The following is a 21,829-nucleotide window of genomic DNA, read 5'->3' on the forward strand; positions in this document are numbered from 1 at the left end:
CTACTTCACGCTGGAACACACGGGCGGGGATGCGGCCAATCCGGACAACTTGGTCATAAGTGTCGATGGTACGGAACAGAGTTTCTCTCCGTCTGATTCGGACGTGTATGGCATGTCCGATGAATTGACGGCCGGGACGACTATCGGCATGAATAGTTCTGCTGGCACTGGTTCTGGACTTCCCAGTCCAAACGTAACGATCGCCAACGACCCAGAAGGTGTCGACCAGCTACAACTCATCTGGGAGAACCCGGAAAGCGACCAGACTCAAGTCATCAGCGACTTCGACGGATAACGGCGTAGCAGTCTTCTCGCGGTTTTTATCGCACGCCCGCGACCACTTGGTACTTGGTAGCCCGTGTCGCGCGGCCGGGACTCGCGGACGTGCCGGCGCTCCTCGGCGAGTGCGCGCAGTACTCCGGGGGGCCGTCTGGGAGGGTCCCTCTGCTCTCAGTCGGTCACGGACTCGTCCTCGACGGGTGCCGTGGCGGCGGCGACCGCACTCTCGATGCCCCGAAACAGACCGTGGACCGCGACGAACAGCCCCAGCACGAAGATCGCACCGATGACGATGAGTTCGTCGAGGTAGTTGACCGTCGTCGCAACGCCGTACGTCAGCAGGGCAACGACGGTCCCGATGACGACTTGCAGGGCAGGGAGGGCGTGGGACATGGACGTCCGTTCCATCACGGGGACAAAGATGGTTGTGTTTGAGCGGCGTGTCGTGTGATCCGTCGTCTTGACCCGTCTGCTCGCTGAGCGTCCCGATACGTCAATATCGGTAGTTCCCACCGGGTCAGCGGATAGTCACAACTGATGAGGTTACGTTCTCAGGAAGCGTCGGGATGGGTGTTGTGAAATGTCTATACCATCCAGACACTATTCTTACGGCCGCGAACCTTGAAACCTTAGCGCTTGATCTGCTCGCAGAGATACCGATCCCCGGAGTCGAAGGCTGCGGCTTCGACTCCGGAATCATCCGGCAGACACTCCTCCAAGCCGCTGTCGATACGAAGTCCATCAAGGCCGTCACCGATACCACTCGTGGAACGTACTCCGACGACTACACACTCGCACAGCTTCTCACCGTTCCACCCCACGAACGCGAAGCCGTCGTCAACAGACTGTTCGCAAAGCAGGCTGCGATGACCCTCGGCCCCGGCCCGAGGATCATCTACCTGGACTTCGTCGATATCCACTATCACGGCTGTCCACACGCTGATGACGGCGAACTCTGCAACACGAAACTCCGGGATGGCACCTGCCAGTGCCATCGTTACCTCGCTGGATTCGTCCTCTGTCGGGCGAGACCGCTTGTCGTCGCAGCCACGTCCGTCCGTGGTGACGAACCCAAAAGCGACGCGGTCGAGCGCCTGCTCGACCACGTCACAGTCCTCCCATTCGATGTCGCTGGTCTTCTCGCAGACCGTGGCTTCGACGACGGCACGTCGATCGAACATCTGGATACGGTTTCACCAGTCGTTCTTCCGGTCATCCGCCGTGGCAAACAGATAGCCGAGATTCTGTGACGCGCTCAATACCCATCAAACCTGGAAACAGCGGCGAACTCACAACGTGCTCTCCATCTTCGATTAAACTCCCTCTTCGCACGCCAATTGGCCGCTTCCACTGGGATTCGAGAGTTCTCCGTCACGGGGGAGAAATACAACAAGAGATGAACAATTTCAGCAGTTACTAGTATCGTGCCGACATAGTGACGAACAGAGCCGAGCGACGGGCAGAAACTGGCCCAGCGGTCCAGAAGTCGCCCGCCCCGGTACCATCCATGACAGATCCAGAGACACCAATGGACGCGGCCGTACCGACGAGCGAGCGAATCGAGTCGTTGATCGACCGGCTCACGCTCGAAGAGAAGATCGACTTGATCCACGGCGGGATCGATCCGGACGGACTGGCGACCGGGTACGTTCCGCCAGTCGAGCGTCTCGGGATCCCGGCGCTGTCGATGGTCGACGGCCCGATGGGTGTTCGGGACGTGACGGCGACCGCCTTCCCGGCCTCGATCGCGTTGGCCTCGGCGTGGGATACCGACCTCGCCTACGAACAGGGCGAGGCACTCGGACGTGAGGTGCTGGGCGCTGGCCACGACGTGTTGCTGGCCCCGGGATTCAACATCGTTCGCGTTCCCCAGTGCGGGCGGACGTTCGAGTACTACAGCGAGGATCCCCATTTGTCGAGTCGGCTGGCGACCGAGACCGTCGAGGGCGTCCAGGATGCGGGCGCGATCGCCACCGCAAAACACTACGTCGCAAATAATCAAGAGCAGGATCGTCACGCCGTCAGCGCGGAGGTGAGCGAACGTGCCCTGCGCGAGATCTACTTGCCGGCCTTCGAGGCCGCCGTCGAGGAGGCCGACGTGGGCTCGGTCATGGCTGCCTACAACCAGATTAACGGAACCTATGCGACCGAGCACGAGTGGTTGCTGTCAGACGTGCTCAAAGACGAGTGGGATTTCGACGGGTACGTCGTCAGCGACTGGTGGGCGACGACCGACGGGGTCGCGGCCGCCAACGCCGGCCTGGACGTGGACATGCCGGGAGTCCCTCTCCACGAGTGGCACGTCGAGGGCAGTCCCGTGCACGACCTGATCGGTACGCTTCCCGACAGCTTCCCCAAGGGAACGCTCGCGAAACTCGCCGCCAGTCCGTGGCTCCCCGAGGGTGCCAATCCGAACCTCTTCGAAGAGAGTGTCTTCGGCGAGAGTCTCCGTGAGGCGGTCGAACGCGGGAAAGTCCCGGAGACGACGATCGACGGGAAGGTCCGTCGTGTCTTCGGACAGATGGAACGGTTCGGTATCTTCGACGACGACCAACCAGACGGGGCTCTCGACGCGCCGGAACATCACGACCTCGCGCGCCGCGTCGCCGAGCGCGGAGCGGTCCTCCTGCGGAACGAGGAGGCGACGCTGCCGCTATCTGAAGATCTCGACTCGATCGCCGTGATCGGACCGAACGCCGAGACAGCCAAGATCGGCGGCGGCGGGAGTTCCGAAGTAACCCCAGCAGCGTCGATCGGCCCCCTTTCCGGTATCCGGGAACGCGTCGACGGTGGGACGACGGTCGAGTTCGCCCGCGGTGTCGAGCGCATTGAAGATCCTCACGACGCCGAAGGGGGCATTCTGGACCTCGGTGTGTCGGCGTCCGACGGGCCGGGCCTGAACGACGACGGTGAGGTTCCCGAGATCGGGGACGCCGTGGCTGCGGCTCGACGGGTCGACGTGACGGTTGTGGTCGTCCAGGATGACGCGACCGAGAGCGAGGATCGCTCGCTGTGGCTCCCCGGCGATCAGGACGAACTCGTCGCTCGCGTCGCCGACGTCGCAGACCGGACCGTGGTCGTCTGTAACACCGGGGGGCCGATCCGGATGCCCTGGGCCGGTGACGTCGAAGCGATCGTCGAGACGTGGTACCCCGGCCAGGAGGACGGCCACGTCACCGCATCAGTGCTGTTCGGCGACGTCGATCCGGGCGGTCGTCTGCCAGTCACGTTCGGTCGTCGGATCGACGACTACCCGGCCGCGACCGAGGAACGATACCCCGGTGTGGGTCTCCAAGCCGAGTACGGCGAGGGTGTCTTCGTCGGGTATCGACACTTCGACGCCGAGAACGTCAAACCGGAGTACCCCTTCGGCCACGGCCTCAGTTACACCGACTTCGAGTACACCGACGTGTCCGTCAAGTCCGGAGACAGCCCCGAAGCGACCGTGGAAGTGACCGTCGAGAACGTCGGCGAGCGCGAGGGACGGGATGTCGTGCAGGTCTACGTCGGCCCGGAAGACCCAGCTACTCCGCGACCGCCGAAAGAACTGGCTGCTTTCGAATCCGTCGCCCTGGAGGCAGGTGGGCAGACGACCGTCGAGTTGGAGATCGAATCACGGGCGTTCGCCTACTACGACGAGGACGACGGTGCCTGGACGGTGCCCGATGGCGAGTACACGATTTTCGTCGGGCGGTCGGCCCGGAACGTTCTCGCCGAAGCGTCCGTCACAGTGTCGGAAACGACGCCCCTCGAGTGAGGACAGGAACAGGAGTCCGGTCGAAACCGCCCGCAGAACCGGCGAAGCGGTACCCCGGGGACAACAACTATGCCGGTCGGGTCCGTCGCTTGCGGGTATGGCGCAAACGTACGATCGCGGGGCCGTCGAGGACATCGGCCGCTGGCGGGAGTTTTCCGCAGGCATGTGGGCCTGGGTGCTCCACAAGTTCACCGGCTGGGTCCTCGTCGGCTACCTCTTTACGCACATCGCCGTGCTCAGTACCGCGACCGGCGGGGCCGACCTCTATACAGGTACTTTACAGGGGCTGGAAGCACTGGTGGTCGTGCGCCTGCTCGAGGTCGGCCTGCTCGCGGTCGCCGTCTTCCACATCCTCAACGGGATCCGATTGCTGTTCGTCGACCTCGGACTCGGACTCGAACGACAGGATCAGACCTTCTACGCGTCGCTGGTCGTCACGGGGGCGATCGCCGTCGCCAGCGTCCCGACGTTCCTCGCGGGGGTGTGATCCATGGCTGAATACTACTCTTCGTTCAGCAAGGGCGGTCGAATGTGGTTCCTTCAGCGGATCACTGCAGTGATCCTGATCGGAACACTCGCCTTTCACTTCTTCCTGTTGCACTTCGTCAACCACGCAGCCGAGATCACCTTCGCCGGCACGCAGGCCCGGATGAGCCAGGTGGGCTATTTCCTCACGATGATCGTCTTCCTGATCGCGGCGACGTTCCACGGCGTCAACGGCGTCTACAACGCCCTGGTCAATCAGGGCATCTCCGGGACGCCCAAACGCGTCGCCAGGTATGGCCTGGCGCTGGCGAGCTTGCTGTTGATCGCGCAGGGAATCCGCGTCGCCTTCGCAATGGCGGGGTTCAGCCTATGAGTGCCGAAACCGACGCCGAGACGGAACCAGAGGCAAAAGCGGAAGTCGAGACAGAGCCAGAGGCGGAGGTCGACGCCGACGCCGGGACGGCAGCTGATCCCGAACCGGCCGACACCGAACCGGAACCGTCCGTTCCCGACGCCGGCTCGGAGTCCCACCAGGAGCGACGGATGCGTGAAAAGGACGAACGGGCGCTTGCCCGAGAGGAGGCGGCCGCGGACGCGGCAGCCCAGGACATCGAGACCGTCGAGATCCGAGTCTATCGCTACGATCCGGAAGTCGAAGGCAAGACGACGCCCCGCTTCGACGCGTTCCACGTCCCCGTCGAAGAGGGGATGACGGTGCTCGATGCGTTGATCTACGCCCGCGACGAGTTCGACTCGAGTTTGACCTTCCGACACTCCTGTCGGCAGGGCGTCTGTGGCTCGGACGCGCTGTTCGTCAACGGCTCCCAGAGACTCGGTTGTCAGACCCAGATCGCGGATCTCGACACGCCGGTCCAGATCGAACCGCTTCCCCACCGAGAGGTCGTCAAGGACCTCGTGGTGGACATGCAGCACTTCTACGAGCAGATGGACGCCGTCGAGCCCTTCTTCGATCCGGACGAAGAACCCGACGACAGTTTCGAAGAACAACGCCAGACGCGGGAGAACCGCGAGAAGATCAAACTCTCGACGCGGTGTATTCAGTGTGGGGCCTGCACATCGTCGTGTAACGTTGCCGCAGGAGACAACCAGTACCTCGGCCCGGCGGCGATCAACAAGGCCTATCGCTTTATCATGGACGAACGGGAGGGCGAACAACGTCGGAAGGAACGCTTAGAGATCGTCGAACAGGAACACGGCGTCTGGCGGTGTCAGACCCAGTTCTCCTGTACGGAGGTCTGTCCGAAGGACATCCCGCTGACCGAGCACATCCAGGAACTGAAACGCGAAGCGATCAAGGAAGACATTAAATTCTGGTGATTACAATGTACGAACACGACGTTATCGTCGTCGGCGCGGGCGGCGCGGGTCTCCGGGCGGCGATCGCGGCCGCCGAGGAAGGCGCGGACGTGGCCATCGTCACGAAGCTCCATCCCGTCAGGAGTCACACGGGCGCGGCAGAAGGTGGGATCAACGCCGCGCTTCAGGAGGACGATTCCTGGCAGGATCACGCTTACGACACCATGAAGGGCTCGGACTTCCTGGGTGACGCCCCGGCGATCGAGACCCTCACGAAGGACGCCCGGGAGGACGTCATCCAGCTGGAACACTGGGGGATGCCATTCTCCCGCGAGGAGGACGGCACGGTCTCCCAGCGGCCCTTCGGCGGTCTCTCGTACCCCCGGACGACCTACGCGGGCGCGGAGACCGGCCACCACCTGCTGCACACGATGTACGAGCAGGTGGTCAAGCGGGGTATCGAGGTCTACGAGGAGTGGTACGTCACCGACCTCGCGGTGACTGACGAGGACGATCCCGAGGAACGGACCTGCCACGGCGTCGCCGCATACGACATCAAGAATGGCGATATCGAGGGATTTCACGCCCGCGACGGCGTGATCCTGGCGACTGGCGGACTCGGCCAGGTGTTCGATCACACGACGAACGCGGTCGCCAACACCGGCGACGGCCAGGCCATGGCCTACCGCGCCGGAGTCCCCCTAGAGGACATGGAGTTTGTCCAATTCCATCCCACGTCGTTGCCCTCGACAGGCGTGCTCATCTCCGAGGCCGTCCGGGGGGAGGGCGGCATCCTTTACAATTCGGAGGGCGAGCGGTTCATGTTCGAGTACGGCTACGCCAACAACGAGGGCGAACTTGCTTCCCGTGACGTGGTCTCCCGGGCGGAACTCACCGAAGTCAACGAGGGCCGCGGGATCGAAGACGAGTACGTCCATCTTGACATGCGTCACCTCGGCGAGGAGCGTATCATGGATCGCTTAGAGAACATCCTCCACCTCGCGGCGGACTTCGAGGGCGTCGACGGCTTAGAGGAGCCGATGCCGGTCAAACCCGGCCAGCACTACCAGATGGGCGGCATCGAGACCGACGAGAACGGCGAGACCTGCATCGAGGGGCTGTACGCCGCCGGGGAGTGTGCCTGCGTCTCCGTTCACGGGGCGAACCGACTCGGTGGCAATGCCCTCCCCGAACTGTTCGTCTTCGGCAAGCGCGCGGGCTATCACGCGGCAGGTCGGGACATGAAGACGGCCGAGATCCCGACCGGTCCCTCCGCCCGGAGTGAAACGAGCGATGTAAGTCCGGCAGTCGAGCCCGGCGCGATCGAACCCGGTACTAACGGGACAAACGAGGACGCCGTGGCCGACGGCGGTGCCCTCGCCGATCCGGAAACGGTCGTCGAGCGGGAAGTCGAGGGCGAACGCGATCACATCGAAGGTCTCCTCGAACGGGACGGGACCAACCACGCCGACATCCGGGCGGACGTCCAGGAGACGATGACGGAGTACGTCAACGTCTTCCGGACCGAGGAAGGGATCGAGACGGCGCTCGAAGACCTTCAGGAGGCCCGTCGCGACTATCAAGACGTCGCCGTCGAGGACCCTTCCCGGACGTTCAACACCGACCTCATCCACACCTTAGAGACGCGCAACATCATCGACCTCGCGGAGACGATCGCGCTGGGTGCGCTGGCACGCACGGAGTTCCGCGGCGCTCACTGGCGGGCCGAACACCAGACCCGCAAGGACGACGAGTGGCTCAAACACACGATGATCGCCTGGAACGACGGCGACCTGGATCTCTATTACGTCCCTGTGATCCTCGAGGGCGAGGACAAGACCTACGAGCCGGTCGATCGGAGTTACTGAGAGGGCACGGAGCACCTGTTTGTCGAACGTGCCTACCGAAGCGGAAAATGGCAGTGATGGCTAGGAGCATACGGAACTATTGTGAGAAGTCGAAGGGTGTCGGACACACACCACGACTCCACTGAGCGATCGGTGACACCACGAAGCACCTGAGGGACAATACCAGCAAAGGTCGGAGCTTCAAACAAAATCGCCAAGCCCGGTCTGTTCATCGTCGTCAGCTGCCTGGTCGTCGGCAGTCGAGCTATCGTCAGTCTCGCTTTTCCCACCTGGCTCCTCGTCCGCGCTCTCGGAAGCACTCGCAGCCGACTCGGTCTCGGTCGAGCCCCCGTCGTCGTTCATCCCCTCACCCGGTTCGAAGGCCCCTTCGGAAGCGTCGACGGCCGCTTGTTCCCGCAGTTGTTGGGCGTCCTCGACGATCGATTGGACCTTGTTGGTGTCCTCGCCGCTGCCCGTGACGAAGGCAACGTGTTCGGGTTCGAGATCGTAGCGGGCGGCCATCGCCACCGTCAGCTCGCGGTTCTTACAGTGGTGGGTCATCGTCTCCAGATAGGGGACGACCTCACGACGGGCCGTACTCATGCTGACACCGTTGGTCCGGGCGATCGCCCGTGCCACGTCGTCTCGCGTCGATCGTGCCCCTTTTGTCCGCCCGAGTTTCGACCAGTAACTCGGCGGGCCGTAACGCGTCCAGCCACCTTTCTCGCCGTCCCGCGCGGCGGCGACGCCGGCGGTCATGTTATCGGCGGCGTACCGCCAGAAGGAGTAGTTCTGGGTGGCCCGGACGCGGCCGAGCCATCGATCCGCCGTCGAGAGCGATCGGTACGCGTTCGCGAGCTCGGTCCCCTCGTAGTCCTTGGGCATGTTGTCCTCGATCCAGGAGATGAGATCGTCGGGCGTCTCGTCGACGTCGTAAGATTCCTCTAAGGCCTCCTGGGCGTCGGCTTCCTTGAGAACGGAGTCAAGATAGTCGAAGATACCAGTCGTCCGGTCGCGCTGGCCGGTGACGACGTCCTCGCTGGTCAGTGTCTCCTCGCCCTCGGCGATCGCCTGGAGGTCCTTGATCGCCCCGCGGAGATCGCCGCCGTTCATCTCGGCGATCTCTGTGAGGGCGTTATCCTCGAAATCGATCCCCTCCTGGCGACAGATGTCCCGCAGGACGGGTACGATCGACCGCGTGGAGATGTCCCGGAACTCGATGTCACGGCAGGCGTTCCGGAGCCCTCTGCTCATCTCGTAGAACTCGTTGGCGATCAGGACCATCGGCTGGTCGGCCTCCTTGACGAGGGCGGTGATCGCCCGCGTCCCGCCCCGATCGACGTTGCCGTGGAGATTGTCGGCCTCGTCTAAGATAACGAGTCTTCGGCCTGCTCCGCCCTCCGTAAGCGTCCCGCTTTTGGCGGCCTCACCGGCCACCCGCTCGATAACGTCTTTCGTCCGGGTGTCACTCGCGTTGAGTTCGATTGTCGGCCACTCCAGGTCCGCCGCCAGCGCGTGGGCCGCGGAGGTCTTCCCGACGCCCGGCGAACCATGAAGGATGACCGCCTCACGGTGGTCGGGCCAGGACTCGGCCCATTCCTGGAATGCGTCGCGGGCCTTGTCGTTGCCACGCACCTCCGTCAGAGTCGAGGGGCGATGTTTCTCCGTCCAATCTGCCATCGAACGCGACTACGAGTGAGCCCTGTTTAGTGGTTGCGCCCTACCGACGCCACTGATCAAGCCAGACGAGTTCGTGCGTCAGTTCTTCTGGGATAGACTGCGATCCTGGATGGGGGAAACGGATCAGCGACGAATGCGGCTCAGAGGTACGACTGGCGTTTGAAGTACAGTACCATCAGTGCCGCGACGCCGGCCATGCCGAGCATGACGGCGGGGTAGCCGAACTCCCAGGCGAGTTCAGGCATGTTGTAGGGACTGTCAGCGAAGTTCATGCCATAGACGCCGACGACGAAGGTCAGCGGGATGAAGATCGTCGCGACGACAGTCAGGACCTTCATCACCTCGTTGGTCGACTGTGAGAGGGCATTGAGGTAGATGTCCCGTGTCCCGACCACCAGATCGCGATACGTTTCGAGGAGATCGACCAGTTGCACCAGGTGGTCGTAGACATCCCGGTAGTACTTTTGGGTGTCCGCCTGGATCGCGCGAACGTCGCCGCGGGCGAGTACCGCCAGCGTCTCCCGGACCGGCCAGACGACTTTCCGGAAGGACAGTAACTCGCGACGAACGCTATTGATCTCCCCGAGGAGGTCGGCGTCCGGGGACTCGACGACCTCGTCCTCGATCGCCTCGATCTGTGCTTCCAGGTGTTCGAGGACATCGAAGTAACTGTCGACGAGGACATCGAGGACACGATAGGCAGTGAAGTCCGGACCGCGTTCGAGCAGGCGCTCGTCCCCGCGACGGACGGCCTCTTGAACCCGGGTGATCGACTCGGCGCTGCCGGTGGCGACGGTCACGAGCCAGTCCTCGCCGATGAAGACGCCGACCGGCTCGTCGTCGATCTCCTCCTCGAACGTCGTCTCGCCGCGTGTGAGTCGGGCGGTCTTGACCAGGGCAAAGGTGTACGTGCTGAACTCCTCGGCCTTCGCGCGGACGTCGTTGCGGACGTCCTCGATCGCCAGCGGGTGGAGATCGAACGCGTCGGCGACGGCGTCGATCTCCTCGGTTGTCGCCTCGTGGACGTGTACCCAGGTCGTTCCCGTCGCAGCCCGTGCCGCCGCGAGGTCATCGTAGGATTCGACGCCCGCCCCGTCGTAGACGAGTGCGTCGATCACGTCGGTCCACCCCACGACCCGCGTCCGATCACGACGAGCGTCAGCCCGACCATCATCGCCGTCAGCGAGAACGCCCGACCGGGATAGGCCAGAAGCGTACCGACGGCGTATCCACAGAGGCCGAAACCGGTAGTTACGACCCCGAGGAACAGTACCCGCATATCCGCCCGCTCGTGGGCCGACGAAAAAAGCCTTCGCGTGGCACCGATCGTATCAGGTTCGATCGACGGAAACGTCGATCACGTTTCGGAGAACGCGGTCCGCGGGACTGTCGCTGTCTCCAGATTCGATCTGATCGGGCTCGGGGAGGGGTGTTCCTGTTTCCCTTCCGGATAGATCGGGAACATTAAGCGGAGGGGGGTTGAACCAGGTTGGTATGAGTTCACTCGTCACCGTCGGCGAAACGCCGTTACGTGTCTCACCGCCCGACAATCGGCAGTTCGTCGACGCCCGAGAAGTCGGGCTGGCGGCGGCCGGAACCGAGAGCAATGTCGCAATCACCGCGGCCTGTCTGGGTGCGGACAGCGTCTGGGCGTCGCGGTTGCCGGCGACCCAGCTCGGGCGGCGAGTCGTCGCCGAGATCCGCGAATACGGCGTCGACCCCGACGTCACCTGGGCCCAAGAGGGTCGGGTCGGGTTAGAGTTCACTCAGCGCGGAGTTCCGCCCCGGGAGCCAATTGTCATCCAGGATCGCATCGAAGCGACGGCCGCCTCGATGACGCCAAGTGACCTTCCGATGGAGCGCGTCCAGGCAGCCGACGGCACCTTCGTCTCCGGGAGTACCGCTGCGCTCTCTTCGATCACGATCGACACACTGGTAGCAGTCCTCGGGGCAGGGAGAGCCGATGGTGGATTAACAGTCTTTGATCTGGATTACCGACCCCGGCTCTGGGACGCCGAAGAGGCCCGTGAATCACTCACCGACGTCTTCGAGGCTACAGACGTGTTGATCGCGAACGAGGACCAGTTGCGTACTGTCTTCGGCCGAACGGGTGATCCTCACCAGGTCGCCCACGGCGTCGCCTCACAGTGGGACTTCGAGATGTTAGCGATGACCCGTGGCGAACACGGCGCGCTGGTCATCCACGACAGTGTCCTGCACGAATGTGAGAGTATCGACACCGAAACCGTCGACGCAGCTGGTCAACACGCCGCGTTCGTGGGGGCGTTCGTCCGGACGCTCCTCGAGGACGAGGGACCCGACAGCGCGCTGTACGACGGTGTCGCCGCCGCGACCGTCGCACGGACGCTCCCCGGGCCGATCCCCGCCGTAGACCCTGATGACGTCCAGGACGTCCGGGCGAAGCTCTGACGGACGGTGAGTCCTGCGGTATGCGGTTGCCTCTCGAAAGCCCCGTTTTGGGTCCAATCTGATCCATCCAGTCGACCCGCTGGATTTATCTCACCGTCCCCGCGAACTCGAAGGCAAGATCATGACCGCCATTCCCGAGATTCACGAACGCTACGGGGGGCTTCTGACTATCAAAGGCGACCGTCGAGTCGTCGCCCACTACGGGCGTCCCGAGCGCACCTACGACGCGGTCCGTAACGTCGCCGGCGTCATCGAACACGGCGTCGGCGTCCTGAGTGTCGAGGGACCCAATCATCGCGACGGGCTCGCCGGATCGCTGACGAACGAACTGCCAGCGGAAGACAATGGGAACTACGGCTTCGTGCTTCGGGACGGACGGATCGTCGCCGACGTGTACGTCTTCGACGTCGGCGACCGGATCCTCGGGTTCGTCCCGTCGGGCCGCATCGACGCGATCGTAGAGCGCTGGAGCGGGGACGGGCGAACGGTCACGGAGACGACCAGAGAAATGACTGTTTTCGGGGTCTACGGTCCGCAGGCGACCGAGAAGATCGCCAGCGTCTGCTCGGCGACGACACCGGAGACGCCGCTGTCGATCGCCCGCGGTGCGATCCGTGAGGCTGGCGTCACCGTTATCCGGAACGACGGCCTGGCCGGCGAGGAGGGATATCTCCTGGCCGTCGAAAGCGAGGAGGCTGAAGACGTCTTCGATGCGCTCGTCAATCGGGGGCTCAACGCCGCCCCATTCGGCTACGAGACCTGGGAGACGCTCACGCTGGAAGCGGGAACGCCGCTTTTCAGGACGGAACTCCGCGATCGCGAACCGACAACGGTCGGAGTGACGAACGCGTTTCCGGACGACTCGGGTCCCGAACCGGCCGCTCAGCAGTTGTGTGGATTCACGGCCGAGCAAATCCCAGATCCGAACGCTACGGTCTACGCGAACGGCGAGAAAGTCGGCTCAGTCACGCGGAGCAAGGAGAGCCCAACAGTGGAAACAGCCATCGGCTTCGCCGTCGTGGACCGCGATGTCGGCGACAAGTGGACGATCGGCGACGGAAACATCGACGCGAAGGCGGCGACGCTGCCGTTCGTCGAGGGATCCGAACGATCAGCACGGATCCCGTCGTTGCTGTGATCATCGGGAGAACAGCGCCCGCAACTGCTCCCGGGAGAACAACGACGACGGCTCGTCCATGTGGACCCCGATCTTTCCCGAGAACAACCGGAGACCGACCCGCTGGATCGCCTCCGGTAGCGAATATCCCCGTCTGACCCACGCGCCGAGGCGGATCTCCCGTCCAAGTTCCGAACGCCAGGCGTCCTCGTAGTCGGCGAGCGTCACCGGGCGGTCGGGATCGATCGTGCGCGCCGCGTGATCGGCCGCCGTCATGCCGTAGCGGATGCCACCACCAGTGAAGGGCTTGGTCTGGGCGGCAGCATCGCCGAGCAGGAACACCCGTTCGCTCGTGACGGAATTTGGCGGGCCGATCGGGATGAGTCCCGAACAGCGTCGCTCGGTTTCGACGCCGTAGGCGTCGGTGAGCGTGTCGAACCGTTCGCCGACGGACTCACCCGGCGGCGTTGCGAGCCCGTACTCGACGCCGGCCGGCCCGCGCGGGATGCGCCAGGCGAAAAACCGCGGGACGTTCAGGTGGACGTCAACGAAGTCCCCGTCGTCGGGATCCGGATCGAACCCGAGCACGCCATGCAGGAGTTCGTCCGGGTCCGGAAGTCCGACTGCGTCCCGGACGCGCGACTGTGGGCCGTCACAGCCCGCTACCAGCTTCGCCTGATGGGTCTCGGTGCCGCTATCTCCCTTGACTGTCACCGCAACATGGTCGTCACGCTCGTTGACGGCGGTAACCGTGTGGCCATCCCGGACTGTCGCCCCGTCGTCGCTCGCAGCGCCGGCGAGGACGCGATCGAGTTCGACGCGGTCGATGACCTGGGAGACGACGCCGTCCTTGTAGAATGGATAGGCACGACTGTTCGGACCGCCGAGGTGGAAGCGGGCGCCACGGATCTCGTTCTGGAGGAGGGTAGCGCGGTCTTCCTCGGGCACGTATTCGAGCACGTCGGTACTGACGTGGCCCGAACACGCCAGTGGTTCGCCGATCGTCCCCTGCTCGAATACGAGGACATCGAGGCCCTCCTGGGCCGCTCGGCGAGCGTAGCGACTGCCGGCAGGGCCCGCGCCGACGACGATCACATCGCGCATGTGTCTCCGGCAACGGCTCGCGGACTATAGGTCTTCACGATCGAAAGTGCCGGGTCGCCGATCGCTGACCATGCGTTCTGGGAATTATGGGTCGGTCTCGAACTCGAAGCGGGCACCGCCCGCAGTACCCTCCGTCACCGACACGTCCCAGCCGTGGGCCAGCGCGATGTCCTCGACGATCGAGAGACCGAATCCGGTCCCGCCCTCGTTGGTCGTGACACCGTGGTCGAAGACCGTTTCGCGGCGCTCCGGCGGGATCCCGTCGCCGTCGTCTTCCACGTAGAAGCCCGAACGCTCGGGGAGTGGCCCGACAGTGATCCGGACGTCGGTGCCGCCGTGTTCGATCGCATTGCGAAACAGATTTTCGAGCAGTTGGGTCAGCCGTCCTGGGTCGCCGGCCACGATCGGTACGTCCTCGGCGACGGTGAGCGTCGCCGCATCTGTGTCGACATAGCCCCACGCTTCAGTCGAGAGGGGTTCCAGGGCGATCCGTTCGGCGTCTTCGACGGTGCTCTCGCCACGCGCCAGCGTGAGCAGATCGTCGATGAGCCGTTCGATGCGGTCGTGGGCCGACTCGATCTTCTCGAAGTGCTCGGGATCGCCCGTCTCCGCGGCGACGTCCAGAAAGCCGATGGCGACCGTGAGGGGGTTTCGAAGGTCGTGAGCGACGACGCTGGCGAACTGGTCTAAGCGTTCGTTCTGTCGCCGCAATTCTTCCTCTCGGGAGGCCCGTGCCAGGGCCGCCTCGACCGTCGCACCAAGGATTCGGAACAGGTCGACGTCAGTCTTCGAGAAGACGTACGAGGACGTCGATCCTGTCGAGATGAGGCCGTACTCCCCCAGCGGAATCAGGATCTCGCTTCTAATCTCCGTATCCACATTGTACGGCTCGTCGGCTTTCTGGATGTCGTCGTACCAGTGCAATTCGCCGGAGTCGAACGCCTCCCAGGCGAGGCCTTCGCCAGCCTCGAACTGCGGGGACTCGCCGAACAGATCGCGCGCTGCGGGGGTTTCGACGATCGGATCGAGCGTGTTTTCGCGCTCGTTGTACTCCCAGATGCCCGTGACTTCGAGATCCAGTATACGGGCGGCCGCGTCGACTGCGATGTCGCCGATCTCCTCGGTCGATTGTGCCCCACTGAGTCGCTGAGCGGTGTCTTGTAGGTCCCGAAGTCGTCGCTCGAGCCGTTTCTGGTCACTGATGTCTTCGAGGACGGCGAGAATGCTCGTCGGTTCCCCCTCGGAATCGACGATAGCCGTCACCGATAGCAGGAGGTCCAGCCGATCCCCGCATTTCGTTTCCCGCCTGATCTCTCTGCCCCGGATCTGTTCGCCGTCGAGGACTCGCTGGCGCAAGTCGGCGAATTCGTCCTGCTTATCGGCCGGAACGATCGGATTGAACTCGCCGAGGACTTCCTCGCGCGACCAGCCGAACATGTCCTCGGCACCCTGGTTCCAGCGGCGAACGGTCCCGTCAGGATCGACTTCCATGATCGTCAGCGGGGCGGCATCGATGAGCGATTCGAGTCGCTGTTTCGTCCGTTCGAGTTCCCGTTCTCGCTTTACTTGCCCAGTCACGTTCCGGGCGATCCCGAGAATCCGGACGATCTCGCCCTCGACGGCGACCGGAGCCAGACTCGTCTCCCAGAAGCGCGCGTCCTCGGCCACCGAGAGTTCCTCCCGGTAGGAGATCGGTTCGCCCGCTTCCAGACAGCGTCGATAGTTCGCGGCGAGTTCCGCGCCGCGCTCCTCGCCGAAGACCTCACTCGGCGTCTTCCCCTTGACTTCTGCCGTCGTGAGGCCGGTCTGGGTCTCGTAGCCGGGTGAGAGCCGGGTGAACCGGAATTCCGGGTCCGAATCCGCATTGTCCACGTCAAGCAGGAAGATCGCGTCACCGGACGTACTCAACAGAGCGTTGTACTCCTCGGCGAGTCGCTGTCGCTCTCGCTCGCGGTCCGTTCGCTCTGTAATGTCCCGTGCTACGACGAGAACCTGCGAGTCCTCCTCGCCGCGAAACGGCGTCAGTCGAACGTCGAAGGTACCCGTCCCAGACGCGGCCTCGAGTTCTATCTGGAGTTCGATGTCGTCGCCCTCGGCATCGCTATCGTCGTCGAAGGTTCGAAACGTGTCTTCGACGGTCCGGGTGAACCGTGCCGCATCCGCCTCCTGGAGGAGTTCGTCGACAAGCGTCTCGAGGGACGTTCCCTCGAGCGTGCCCGCGATCGAATCACTCATCGACGCGGTCGCGGCGGCGTTCGCGAACGCCACGGTCCGGTCCGCGTCGAGAACGATGACGGAATCCTGCACGTGCCGAAAGATAGTCTCGTCGCGTTGCAGTTCCCGCTGGCGTTCCCGTTGCTCGGTGATCTCCTGGGAGAAGACGGTCAGTCCATCCTCGTCTGGGAAGGCCCGCACCTCGACCCAGTACTCGAAGGGGGGACCGAGGCGCTGTTCGAACGAGACCTGCTGGCCGGTTTCCATCGCCGTGCGATACTTCGATTCGAGTTCCGTCCCGACGATCGAGGGGAACTCCTCCCAGAGGTTCGTCCCGATGACCGCCTCGCGATCGCGATCGACCCGGGTAGCCATCTTCTCGTTCATGTACTCGATGCGCCACTCGGTGTCGACGGCGTAGATCGCGTCGGTCGCCCGCTCGAGCGTCCGCTCGAAGCGATCGGTTACTCGCTGGGCCATCTCCCGTTCCCGTTTGGCCTCGACCAGCGTGTCGATACGGCGGGCGAGCAACTCGAAGCTCTCCGCGTTCGAACGGATCGGGATGTAATCGGAGACATCCGCCTGGATCGCCCGACTGGCGATCCGTTCGCTCCCCCGTCCGGTGAACAGGATCGTCGGAACGTCCGATCGACGTGCCTGGATTGCCTCGAGGAGATCGATCCCGGTCCCCTCCGGGAGCGTGTAGGACGTGACCACGCAATCGATCGGGGTCGTAGAGACTGTCTCGATCGCCGCCTCGGCATCACGGACTGTCGTGATCTCGATCGCGGGGTCGATTCGCGGGAGCTTCGTCCGAACGAGATCACCAAAGGCATCGTCGTCGTTCACGTAGAGGACTCGTTTTGCGCCCGAATCCTTCTCGACGTGCGCCATTACTCCACAAAGACGCTGGTCCCATTTGAGTGATCGGTTGCAGTTTTCTTTTATGATAGGCCGACTGAACGCCGAATCCGATCCCCGAAAGACCACCGACCGGTACCGTCGCCGCTGAGTCGATGTCAATTCATACGTCGAGAATCGCGATCCCGCGAGCGAGTGACTGAGTCCACTCCTCTGGCCAGTCGACCAATTGATCCCAGTGAGCTTTCCCGATTCTACGTCGATAGAGTCCCCGATCGTTGGCCGCATAGAAGTGCCCGCCGTTCGACGCCAGTACGGCGCGGGTCCTGTCCTCGGAGAGGCCCATCATATCCAATCGCCACTCACCATCGCCATCCCCATCACGCCGGTAGATGAACGACTCCCCGATCCGGTGGGCCTGCCGTGCACCGGCGGCCGCCGAAACGACAATTCGGTTGGGGTCAGCGGGATCGACTGCGACGCTCCAGACGTACCGGTGATCCAGACCCACCTGTGGATATCGCCAGGTGTCTCCCCCATCCGCAGACTCGGCGAAGCCGTCGCCGGCCGCGACGGAGACCCGCCCCGGTGCGTCGGAATGGGTCGCGATCATGTGGTTGTCCAGCCGCGCTCCGTCGGGACGGTCCTGCCAGGTTCTTCCGCCATCGTCGGTCCGGACGAGCGCGCCGGCCTCGATCGCGACGTAGAGTCTCTCGGGTTCGTGCGGATCGGGTTCGATCCAGCGGACGTGATGCGTGTCCGGTCGAGGTGGGAACGACCACTCGGCGGCCGAAGGAAGGTCTGTGAGACCGGGACGGTGTGCCCAGGAGTCGCCGCCGTCCGTCGAGCGATAGACGCGGCTCGGTTCGGTCCCGGCCCAGATGGTGTCCGGATTGTGCGGGGAGACGGTGACGGCTGTCACGCGGTCGTCGATCGTGTCCGTCGCGACGCGCTGGAAATACTCGCCGCCGTCGGGACTCCGCTGGAGTCCGCGTTCGACCGTCCCGACGAACACTCGATCCGTTCGATCCGGCGACGCGGCCAGACATTCGATCCGGTCAGCTTGCAACGTGACCGACGGCTCCCAGCCCTCGTCATCGCGTGCCTGGAGAACGCGCTCGTCGAGCGCGACGAATGCGGTGACCATGCCGGGGACTCGGTCGGAACGACAATGAAGGTCCCGACGGTATTCGTCAGGTGTCTCCAGGATTCGGTCCCGTTGAGCAGGTCTGACAGAACAACTCAGGACAGAACGTGTTCGGACGGCACGGCACAGTCGAACGTGCCCGAGAGGACGACCTCGCCGGACTCGACCACTTCGGCGGTCACGTCGACACTCGGCCGCGGATCGCGGTCGGCGACGGTCGCGGTCGCGCGGACTGTCTCGTCGACCTGCGTCGGGTTCGGGTACGCGACGTCCGAGCCAGTCAGGACGACGGTCGGTTCGTTGACAGCGAGCATCGCGGCGTAGTCGGCCGCGCCGTAGACGAACCCACCGTGGACGAGTCCGGTCTCGTCGACGGCCATCTCCGCGGTCGTTTCCAGTTCCACGACGGCAGTCTCCTCCCCGATCTCGACCGGCCGTCCGACAAACGCCTCCGACGTCTGCTCGTGCGTTCGCTGATCGACCATCGTCGCCGGCTGATGGCCTGAAAGAGTTTCCGCCTGTCGATCCTCGCGTCAGTCGTCGGCCGCGGGCGGGGCGGCGAGTTCGCGATCGGCTCGCGGACCCTCCATGTCGATCGCCGGCAGGAGGTCACGCAGGTACTGGCCGGTGTAGGATTCGTCCGTCCGGGCCACGTCTTCGGGGGTTCCCGCCACGACGACCTGTCCGCCGCGTTCGCCGCCCTCGGGACCGAGATCGATGATGCGGTCGGCGTTCTTCACGAGGTCAAGTTCGTGCTCGATGACGACGACCGTGTTGCCGTCCTCGGTGAGTCGGTGAAGCACGTCGATCAACTTGCGTTCGTCCTCGGGATGGAGCCCCGTCGTCGGTTCGTCGAGGAGATAGAGCGTATCGCCGCTGTCCTTTTTGCCGAGTTCCTCGGCGAGTTTCACGCGCTGGGCCTCGCCACCCGAGAGTGTCGTCGAGGGCTGGCCGAGTTTCATGTACCCAAGCCCGACGTCCTCCAGTAGTTCCAGCCGGCGGCGGATGCCGGAATGGCCCTCGAAGAACTCGTGAGCCTCGGCGACAGTCATTTCCAGAACGTCCGCGATGGTCGCCTCCTTGTACGTCACGTCCAGGGTCTCGGAATTATATCGATCTCCCCGACACTCCTCGCAGGGCACCTCCACGTCTGAGAGGAAGTTCATGTCGATCGTGACGGTCCCCTGCCCGCCGCAGGCCTCACACCGGCCGCCCTTGACGTTAAACGAGAATCGACCCTTGTCATAGCCGCGCTGTTTGGCGAGTTTCGTCTCGGCGAACAGTTCCCGGATGTGATCGAAAACGTCGGTGTAGGTCGCGGGGTTCGAGCGCGGCGTCCGGCCGATCGGCGACTGGTCGATCAGGCGGACGGTCTCGACGTTCTCGATCCCCTCGATGTCGTCGTGTTCGCCGGGGTTGACGTCGGTGTCGTTCATCCGCCGCACCAAGCCTTTATACAGCACCTCGTGCATCAGCGTGGACTTGCCCGATCCGGAGACGCCCGTGATCGCAGTGAACGTCCCCAGGGGGAGCTCGACATCTAAGTCCGTCAGGTTGTGCTGGCGAGCCCCTTTGATCGTCAGCGTCCCCTCGGGATCCCGGCGCTGCTCGGGGACCGGGATCGAGCGCTCGCCGGCCAGGTACTCGCCGGTGATCGACTCCTCGCTGTCCAGGACGTCCTCCAGTGGCCCATTGACGACGATCTCGCCGCCGCGATTGCCCGGCCCTGGTCCCATGTCGACGATGTTGTCAGCCCGTCGCATCGTCTCGGTGTCGTGCTCGACGACCAGCAGGGTATTCCCGAGATCTCGAAGCTCCGCCAAGGTGTTCAGCAGGCGGTCGTTGTCCCGCTGGTGGAGGCCGATCGAGGGTTCGTCGAGGACGTACAACACGCCGACGAGCCCGGATCCGATCTGAGTCGCAAGTCGGATGCGCTGACTCTCGCCGCCCGACAGTGTCGACGCCTCCCGGTCGAGCGTCAGGTACTCCAGGCCGACTTCCTCCATGAACCCGAGTCTGGAGCGGATCTCCTTCAATATCTCCGTGGCGATGGTGGCGTCACGCTCGCTCATCCCCGCCTCCATGTCCTCGAAGTGTTCGAGGGCGTCGCCGATCGACAGTTCGTTGACCTCGGTGATGGCGGTTCCCTCGACGAGGACGGCCCGCGATTCGGCCTTCAGTCGCGTCCCCTCACACGACGGACACGTCGTCGTGGCCATGAACTCCTCGATGTGCTCGCGGGCACGATCGGAGTCAGTCTCGACGTGGCGGCGTTCGAGATTCGGAATGACGCCCTCGAAGCGCTCGGTCTTCTCGCGGGTCCCGTTCTTGGTCCGCCACTGGAAGTGAACCCGATCGTCGGTACCATAGAGGAACTGGCGCTGGATCTCCTCGTCCAGCTCTTCGAAGGGCGTCGCCAGATCCACGTCGAAGTGCTCGGCGACGTTGTCCAGTTGCCGGGAGTAGTACGTCCGGTCGTAACTCCAGGGTTCGAAGACGTGCTTGAGCGGTTTCGAGGGATCAGTGATTACCAGATCCTCGCTGACCTCCTTGGTCTCGCCGAGGCCCTCACACTCCGGACAGGCGCCGTGCGGTGAATTAAACGAGAACGAGCGGGTCTCGATCTCGCTGATGTCGATACCACAGTGTGTACAGGCCAAATCCTCAGAGAACTCGACGACGAGTCGGTCGTTGCTGTCTCCCTCGCGACCGTCGCTGTCTGTCTCGTCAGCGAGATCACCCGTCGAGCGTGCCGTCGCGCCGCCTAACTCCACACCCTCCGGCGGGTCGGGGACGATCACTTTGAGGGTCCCGTGGGCCTCCTCGAGGGCGGTCTCGACGGAGTCGGTGATGCGCGAACGGGCGTCGGGTGCGACCTGCACGCGGTCGACGATGACGTCGATCGTGTGGTCGTAGTTCTCGTCCAGTGCCGGGCGATCCAGCGTGAGATCGTATTCCTCGCCGTCGACCTCGACGCGGCTGTAGCCCTCGCCGACGAGTTCGTCGAAGCGATCCTCGAAGGCACCCTTCTGGTCGCGGACGATCGGCGCAGCGATCTTCGATCTCGTTCCTTCGGGGAGTTCGAGGATGCGATCGACCATGTTCCCGGCGCTTTGCTCACCGACCTCGCGGCCACACTCCGGACAGTGTGGCGTCCCGACGCGGGCATAAAGGAGGCGGAGGTAGTCATGGAGTTCCGTGACCGTCCCGACCGTCGATCGGGGGTTGTTGGCGGCGTTCTTCTGGTCGATCGAGATCGCAGGTGAGAGCCCTTCGACCGACTCGACCTGTGGCTTGTCCATCTGTCCGAGGAAGTTCCGTGCGTAGGCCGACAGCGATTCGATGTAGCGACGCTGGCCTTCGGCGTAGATCGTCTCGAAAGCCAGCGAGGATTTCCCCGACCCCGAGAGACCGGTAACCACCGTCAGTTCCTCGCGTGGGATCTCACAGTCGACGTCCTTGAGGTTGTGCTGTTCGGCCCCGCGGACCTCGATGACGTCCTTGCTCATTCGAGATAGTCCATGGTCTGAACCAGTGAAACCCTGTCGGTACGCGCTCCCTCGATGTCTAGCGGCAGTTCTTACCGAATA

General features: G+C 63.8%; 17 protein-coding genes and 1 pseudogene. 9 read left to right on the forward strand and 9 right to left on the reverse strand.

Features of this window, described 5'->3' with window-relative positions; genetic code table 11:
* A pseudogene (locus E3374_RS17360) lies at positions 1-295 on the forward strand (hypothetical protein); the annotation flags it as partial.
* A 155-nt stretch (positions 296-450) separates the two neighbouring features.
* Here E3374_RS17360 and E3374_RS06475 read toward each other — a convergent pair.
* Positions 451-672: a hypothetical protein gene (locus tag E3374_RS06475; protein ID WP_136688249.1), complete on the reverse strand. Its 222-nt coding sequence runs from the start codon at positions 670-672 to the stop codon at positions 451-453.
* Positions 673-845: 173 nt separating this feature from the next.
* Here E3374_RS06475 and E3374_RS06480 point away from each other — a divergent pair, with 173 nt between their 5' ends.
* The 6 genes from E3374_RS06480 to E3374_RS06505 all read left to right on the forward strand — a co-directional run bounded on the left by E3374_RS06480 (position 846) and on the right by E3374_RS06505 (position 7,707).
* Positions 846-1,529 (forward strand): hypothetical protein, encoded by a 684-nt coding sequence (locus tag E3374_RS06480; protein ID WP_248299405.1) that lies wholly within the window; start codon positions 846-848, stop codon positions 1,527-1,529.
* Positions 1,530-1,786: 257 nt separating this feature from the next.
* Positions 1,787-4,036 (forward strand): beta-glucosidase family protein, encoded by a 2,250-nt coding sequence (locus E3374_RS06485; protein ID WP_211194921.1) that lies wholly within the window; start codon positions 1,787-1,789, stop codon positions 4,034-4,036.
* A 97-nt stretch (positions 4,037-4,133) separates the two neighbouring features.
* Positions 4,134-4,523 carry a succinate dehydrogenase, cytochrome b556 subunit gene (gene sdhC, locus E3374_RS06490; RefSeq protein WP_136688250.1) on the forward strand — a complete coding sequence of 130 codons (390 nt, stop codon included), beginning with the start codon at positions 4,134-4,136 and terminating at the stop codon, positions 4,521-4,523.
* Positions 4,524-4,526: 3 nt separating this feature from the next.
* The gene (locus tag E3374_RS06495; protein ID WP_136688251.1) at positions 4,527-4,895 is read left to right on the forward strand and encodes a succinate dehydrogenase hydrophobic membrane anchor subunit; all 369 of its coding nucleotides are present in this window, start codon (positions 4,527-4,529) and stop codon (positions 4,893-4,895) included.
* On the forward strand, positions 4,892-5,860 hold the full coding sequence (sdhB, locus tag E3374_RS06500; RefSeq protein ID WP_136688252.1) for a succinate dehydrogenase iron-sulfur subunit: 969 nt from the start codon (positions 4,892-4,894) through the stop codon (positions 5,858-5,860). The genes E3374_RS06495 and sdhB overlap by 4 nt, the downstream gene beginning before the upstream one ends.
* Positions 5,861-5,865: 5 nt before the next feature.
* Positions 5,866-7,707, forward strand: coding sequence for an FAD-binding protein (locus E3374_RS06505; RefSeq protein ID WP_136688253.1), 1,842 nt, complete (start codon positions 5,866-5,868; stop codon positions 7,705-7,707).
* A 180-nt stretch (positions 7,708-7,887) separates the two neighbouring features.
* Here the strand turns inward: E3374_RS06505 and E3374_RS06510 are convergent, their stop codons facing one another.
* The 3 genes from E3374_RS06510 to E3374_RS17110 form a co-directional block, all read right to left on the reverse strand.
* Complete coding sequence (locus tag E3374_RS06510) at positions 7,888-9,366, reverse strand: replication factor C large subunit (RefSeq protein ID WP_136688254.1); 1,479 nt, start codon at positions 9,364-9,366, stop codon at positions 7,888-7,890.
* A 140-nt stretch (positions 9,367-9,506) separates the two neighbouring features.
* A complete protein-coding gene (gene corA / locus E3374_RS06515; RefSeq protein WP_136688315.1) occupies positions 9,507-10,484 on the reverse strand; it encodes a magnesium/cobalt transporter CorA in 978 nt (325 codons plus the stop codon).
* Positions 10,481-10,645 carry a hypothetical protein gene (locus E3374_RS17110; protein ID WP_169051789.1) on the reverse strand — a complete coding sequence of 55 codons (165 nt, stop codon included), beginning with the start codon at positions 10,643-10,645 and terminating at the stop codon, positions 10,481-10,483. The genes corA and E3374_RS17110 overlap by 4 nt, the downstream gene beginning before the upstream one ends.
* Positions 10,646-10,860: 215 nt before the next feature.
* Here E3374_RS17110 and E3374_RS06520 point away from each other — a divergent pair, with 215 nt between their 5' ends.
* Together E3374_RS06520 and E3374_RS06525 are read left to right on the forward strand one after the other, a co-directional pair.
* Complete coding sequence (locus E3374_RS06520) at positions 10,861-11,796, forward strand: sugar kinase (protein WP_136688255.1); 936 nt, start codon at positions 10,861-10,863, stop codon at positions 11,794-11,796.
* A 121-nt stretch (positions 11,797-11,917) separates the two neighbouring features.
* Positions 11,918-12,934 carry a glycine cleavage T C-terminal barrel domain-containing protein gene (locus tag E3374_RS06525; protein WP_136688256.1) on the forward strand — a complete coding sequence of 339 codons (1,017 nt, stop codon included), beginning with the start codon at positions 11,918-11,920 and terminating at the stop codon, positions 12,932-12,934.
* Here the strand turns inward: E3374_RS06525 and E3374_RS06530 are convergent, their stop codons facing one another.
* The 5 genes from E3374_RS06530 to uvrA form a co-directional block, all read right to left on the reverse strand.
* Positions 12,935-14,017, reverse strand: coding sequence for a geranylgeranyl reductase family protein (locus tag E3374_RS06530; RefSeq protein WP_136688257.1), 1,083 nt, complete (start codon positions 14,015-14,017; stop codon positions 12,935-12,937).
* Between the two features lie 84 nt (positions 14,018-14,101).
* A complete protein-coding gene (locus E3374_RS06535) occupies positions 14,102-17,125 on the reverse strand; it encodes a PAS domain-containing protein (RefSeq protein ID WP_136688258.1) in 3,024 nt (1,007 codons plus the stop codon).
* A 130-nt stretch (positions 17,126-17,255) separates the two neighbouring features.
* Complete coding sequence (locus E3374_RS06540; protein WP_136688259.1) at positions 17,256-18,239, reverse strand: WD40/YVTN/BNR-like repeat-containing protein; 984 nt, start codon at positions 18,237-18,239, stop codon at positions 17,256-17,258.
* Between the two features lie 95 nt (positions 18,240-18,334).
* The gene (locus tag E3374_RS06545; protein WP_136688260.1) at positions 18,335-18,724 is read right to left on the reverse strand and encodes a PaaI family thioesterase; all 390 of its coding nucleotides are present in this window, start codon (positions 18,722-18,724) and stop codon (positions 18,335-18,337) included.
* Positions 18,725-18,772: 48 nt separating this feature from the next.
* Positions 18,773-21,748: an excinuclease ABC subunit UvrA gene (gene uvrA / locus E3374_RS06550; RefSeq protein ID WP_136688261.1), complete on the reverse strand. Its 2,976-nt coding sequence runs from the start codon at positions 21,746-21,748 to the stop codon at positions 18,773-18,775.
* Between the last annotated feature and the right edge of the window lie 81 nt (positions 21,749-21,829).

The organism is Halorhabdus amylolytica (genome assembly GCF_004944975.1).
Taxonomy (GTDB): Archaea; Halobacteriota; Halobacteria; order Halobacteriales; family Haloarculaceae; genus Halorhabdus; species Halorhabdus amylolytica.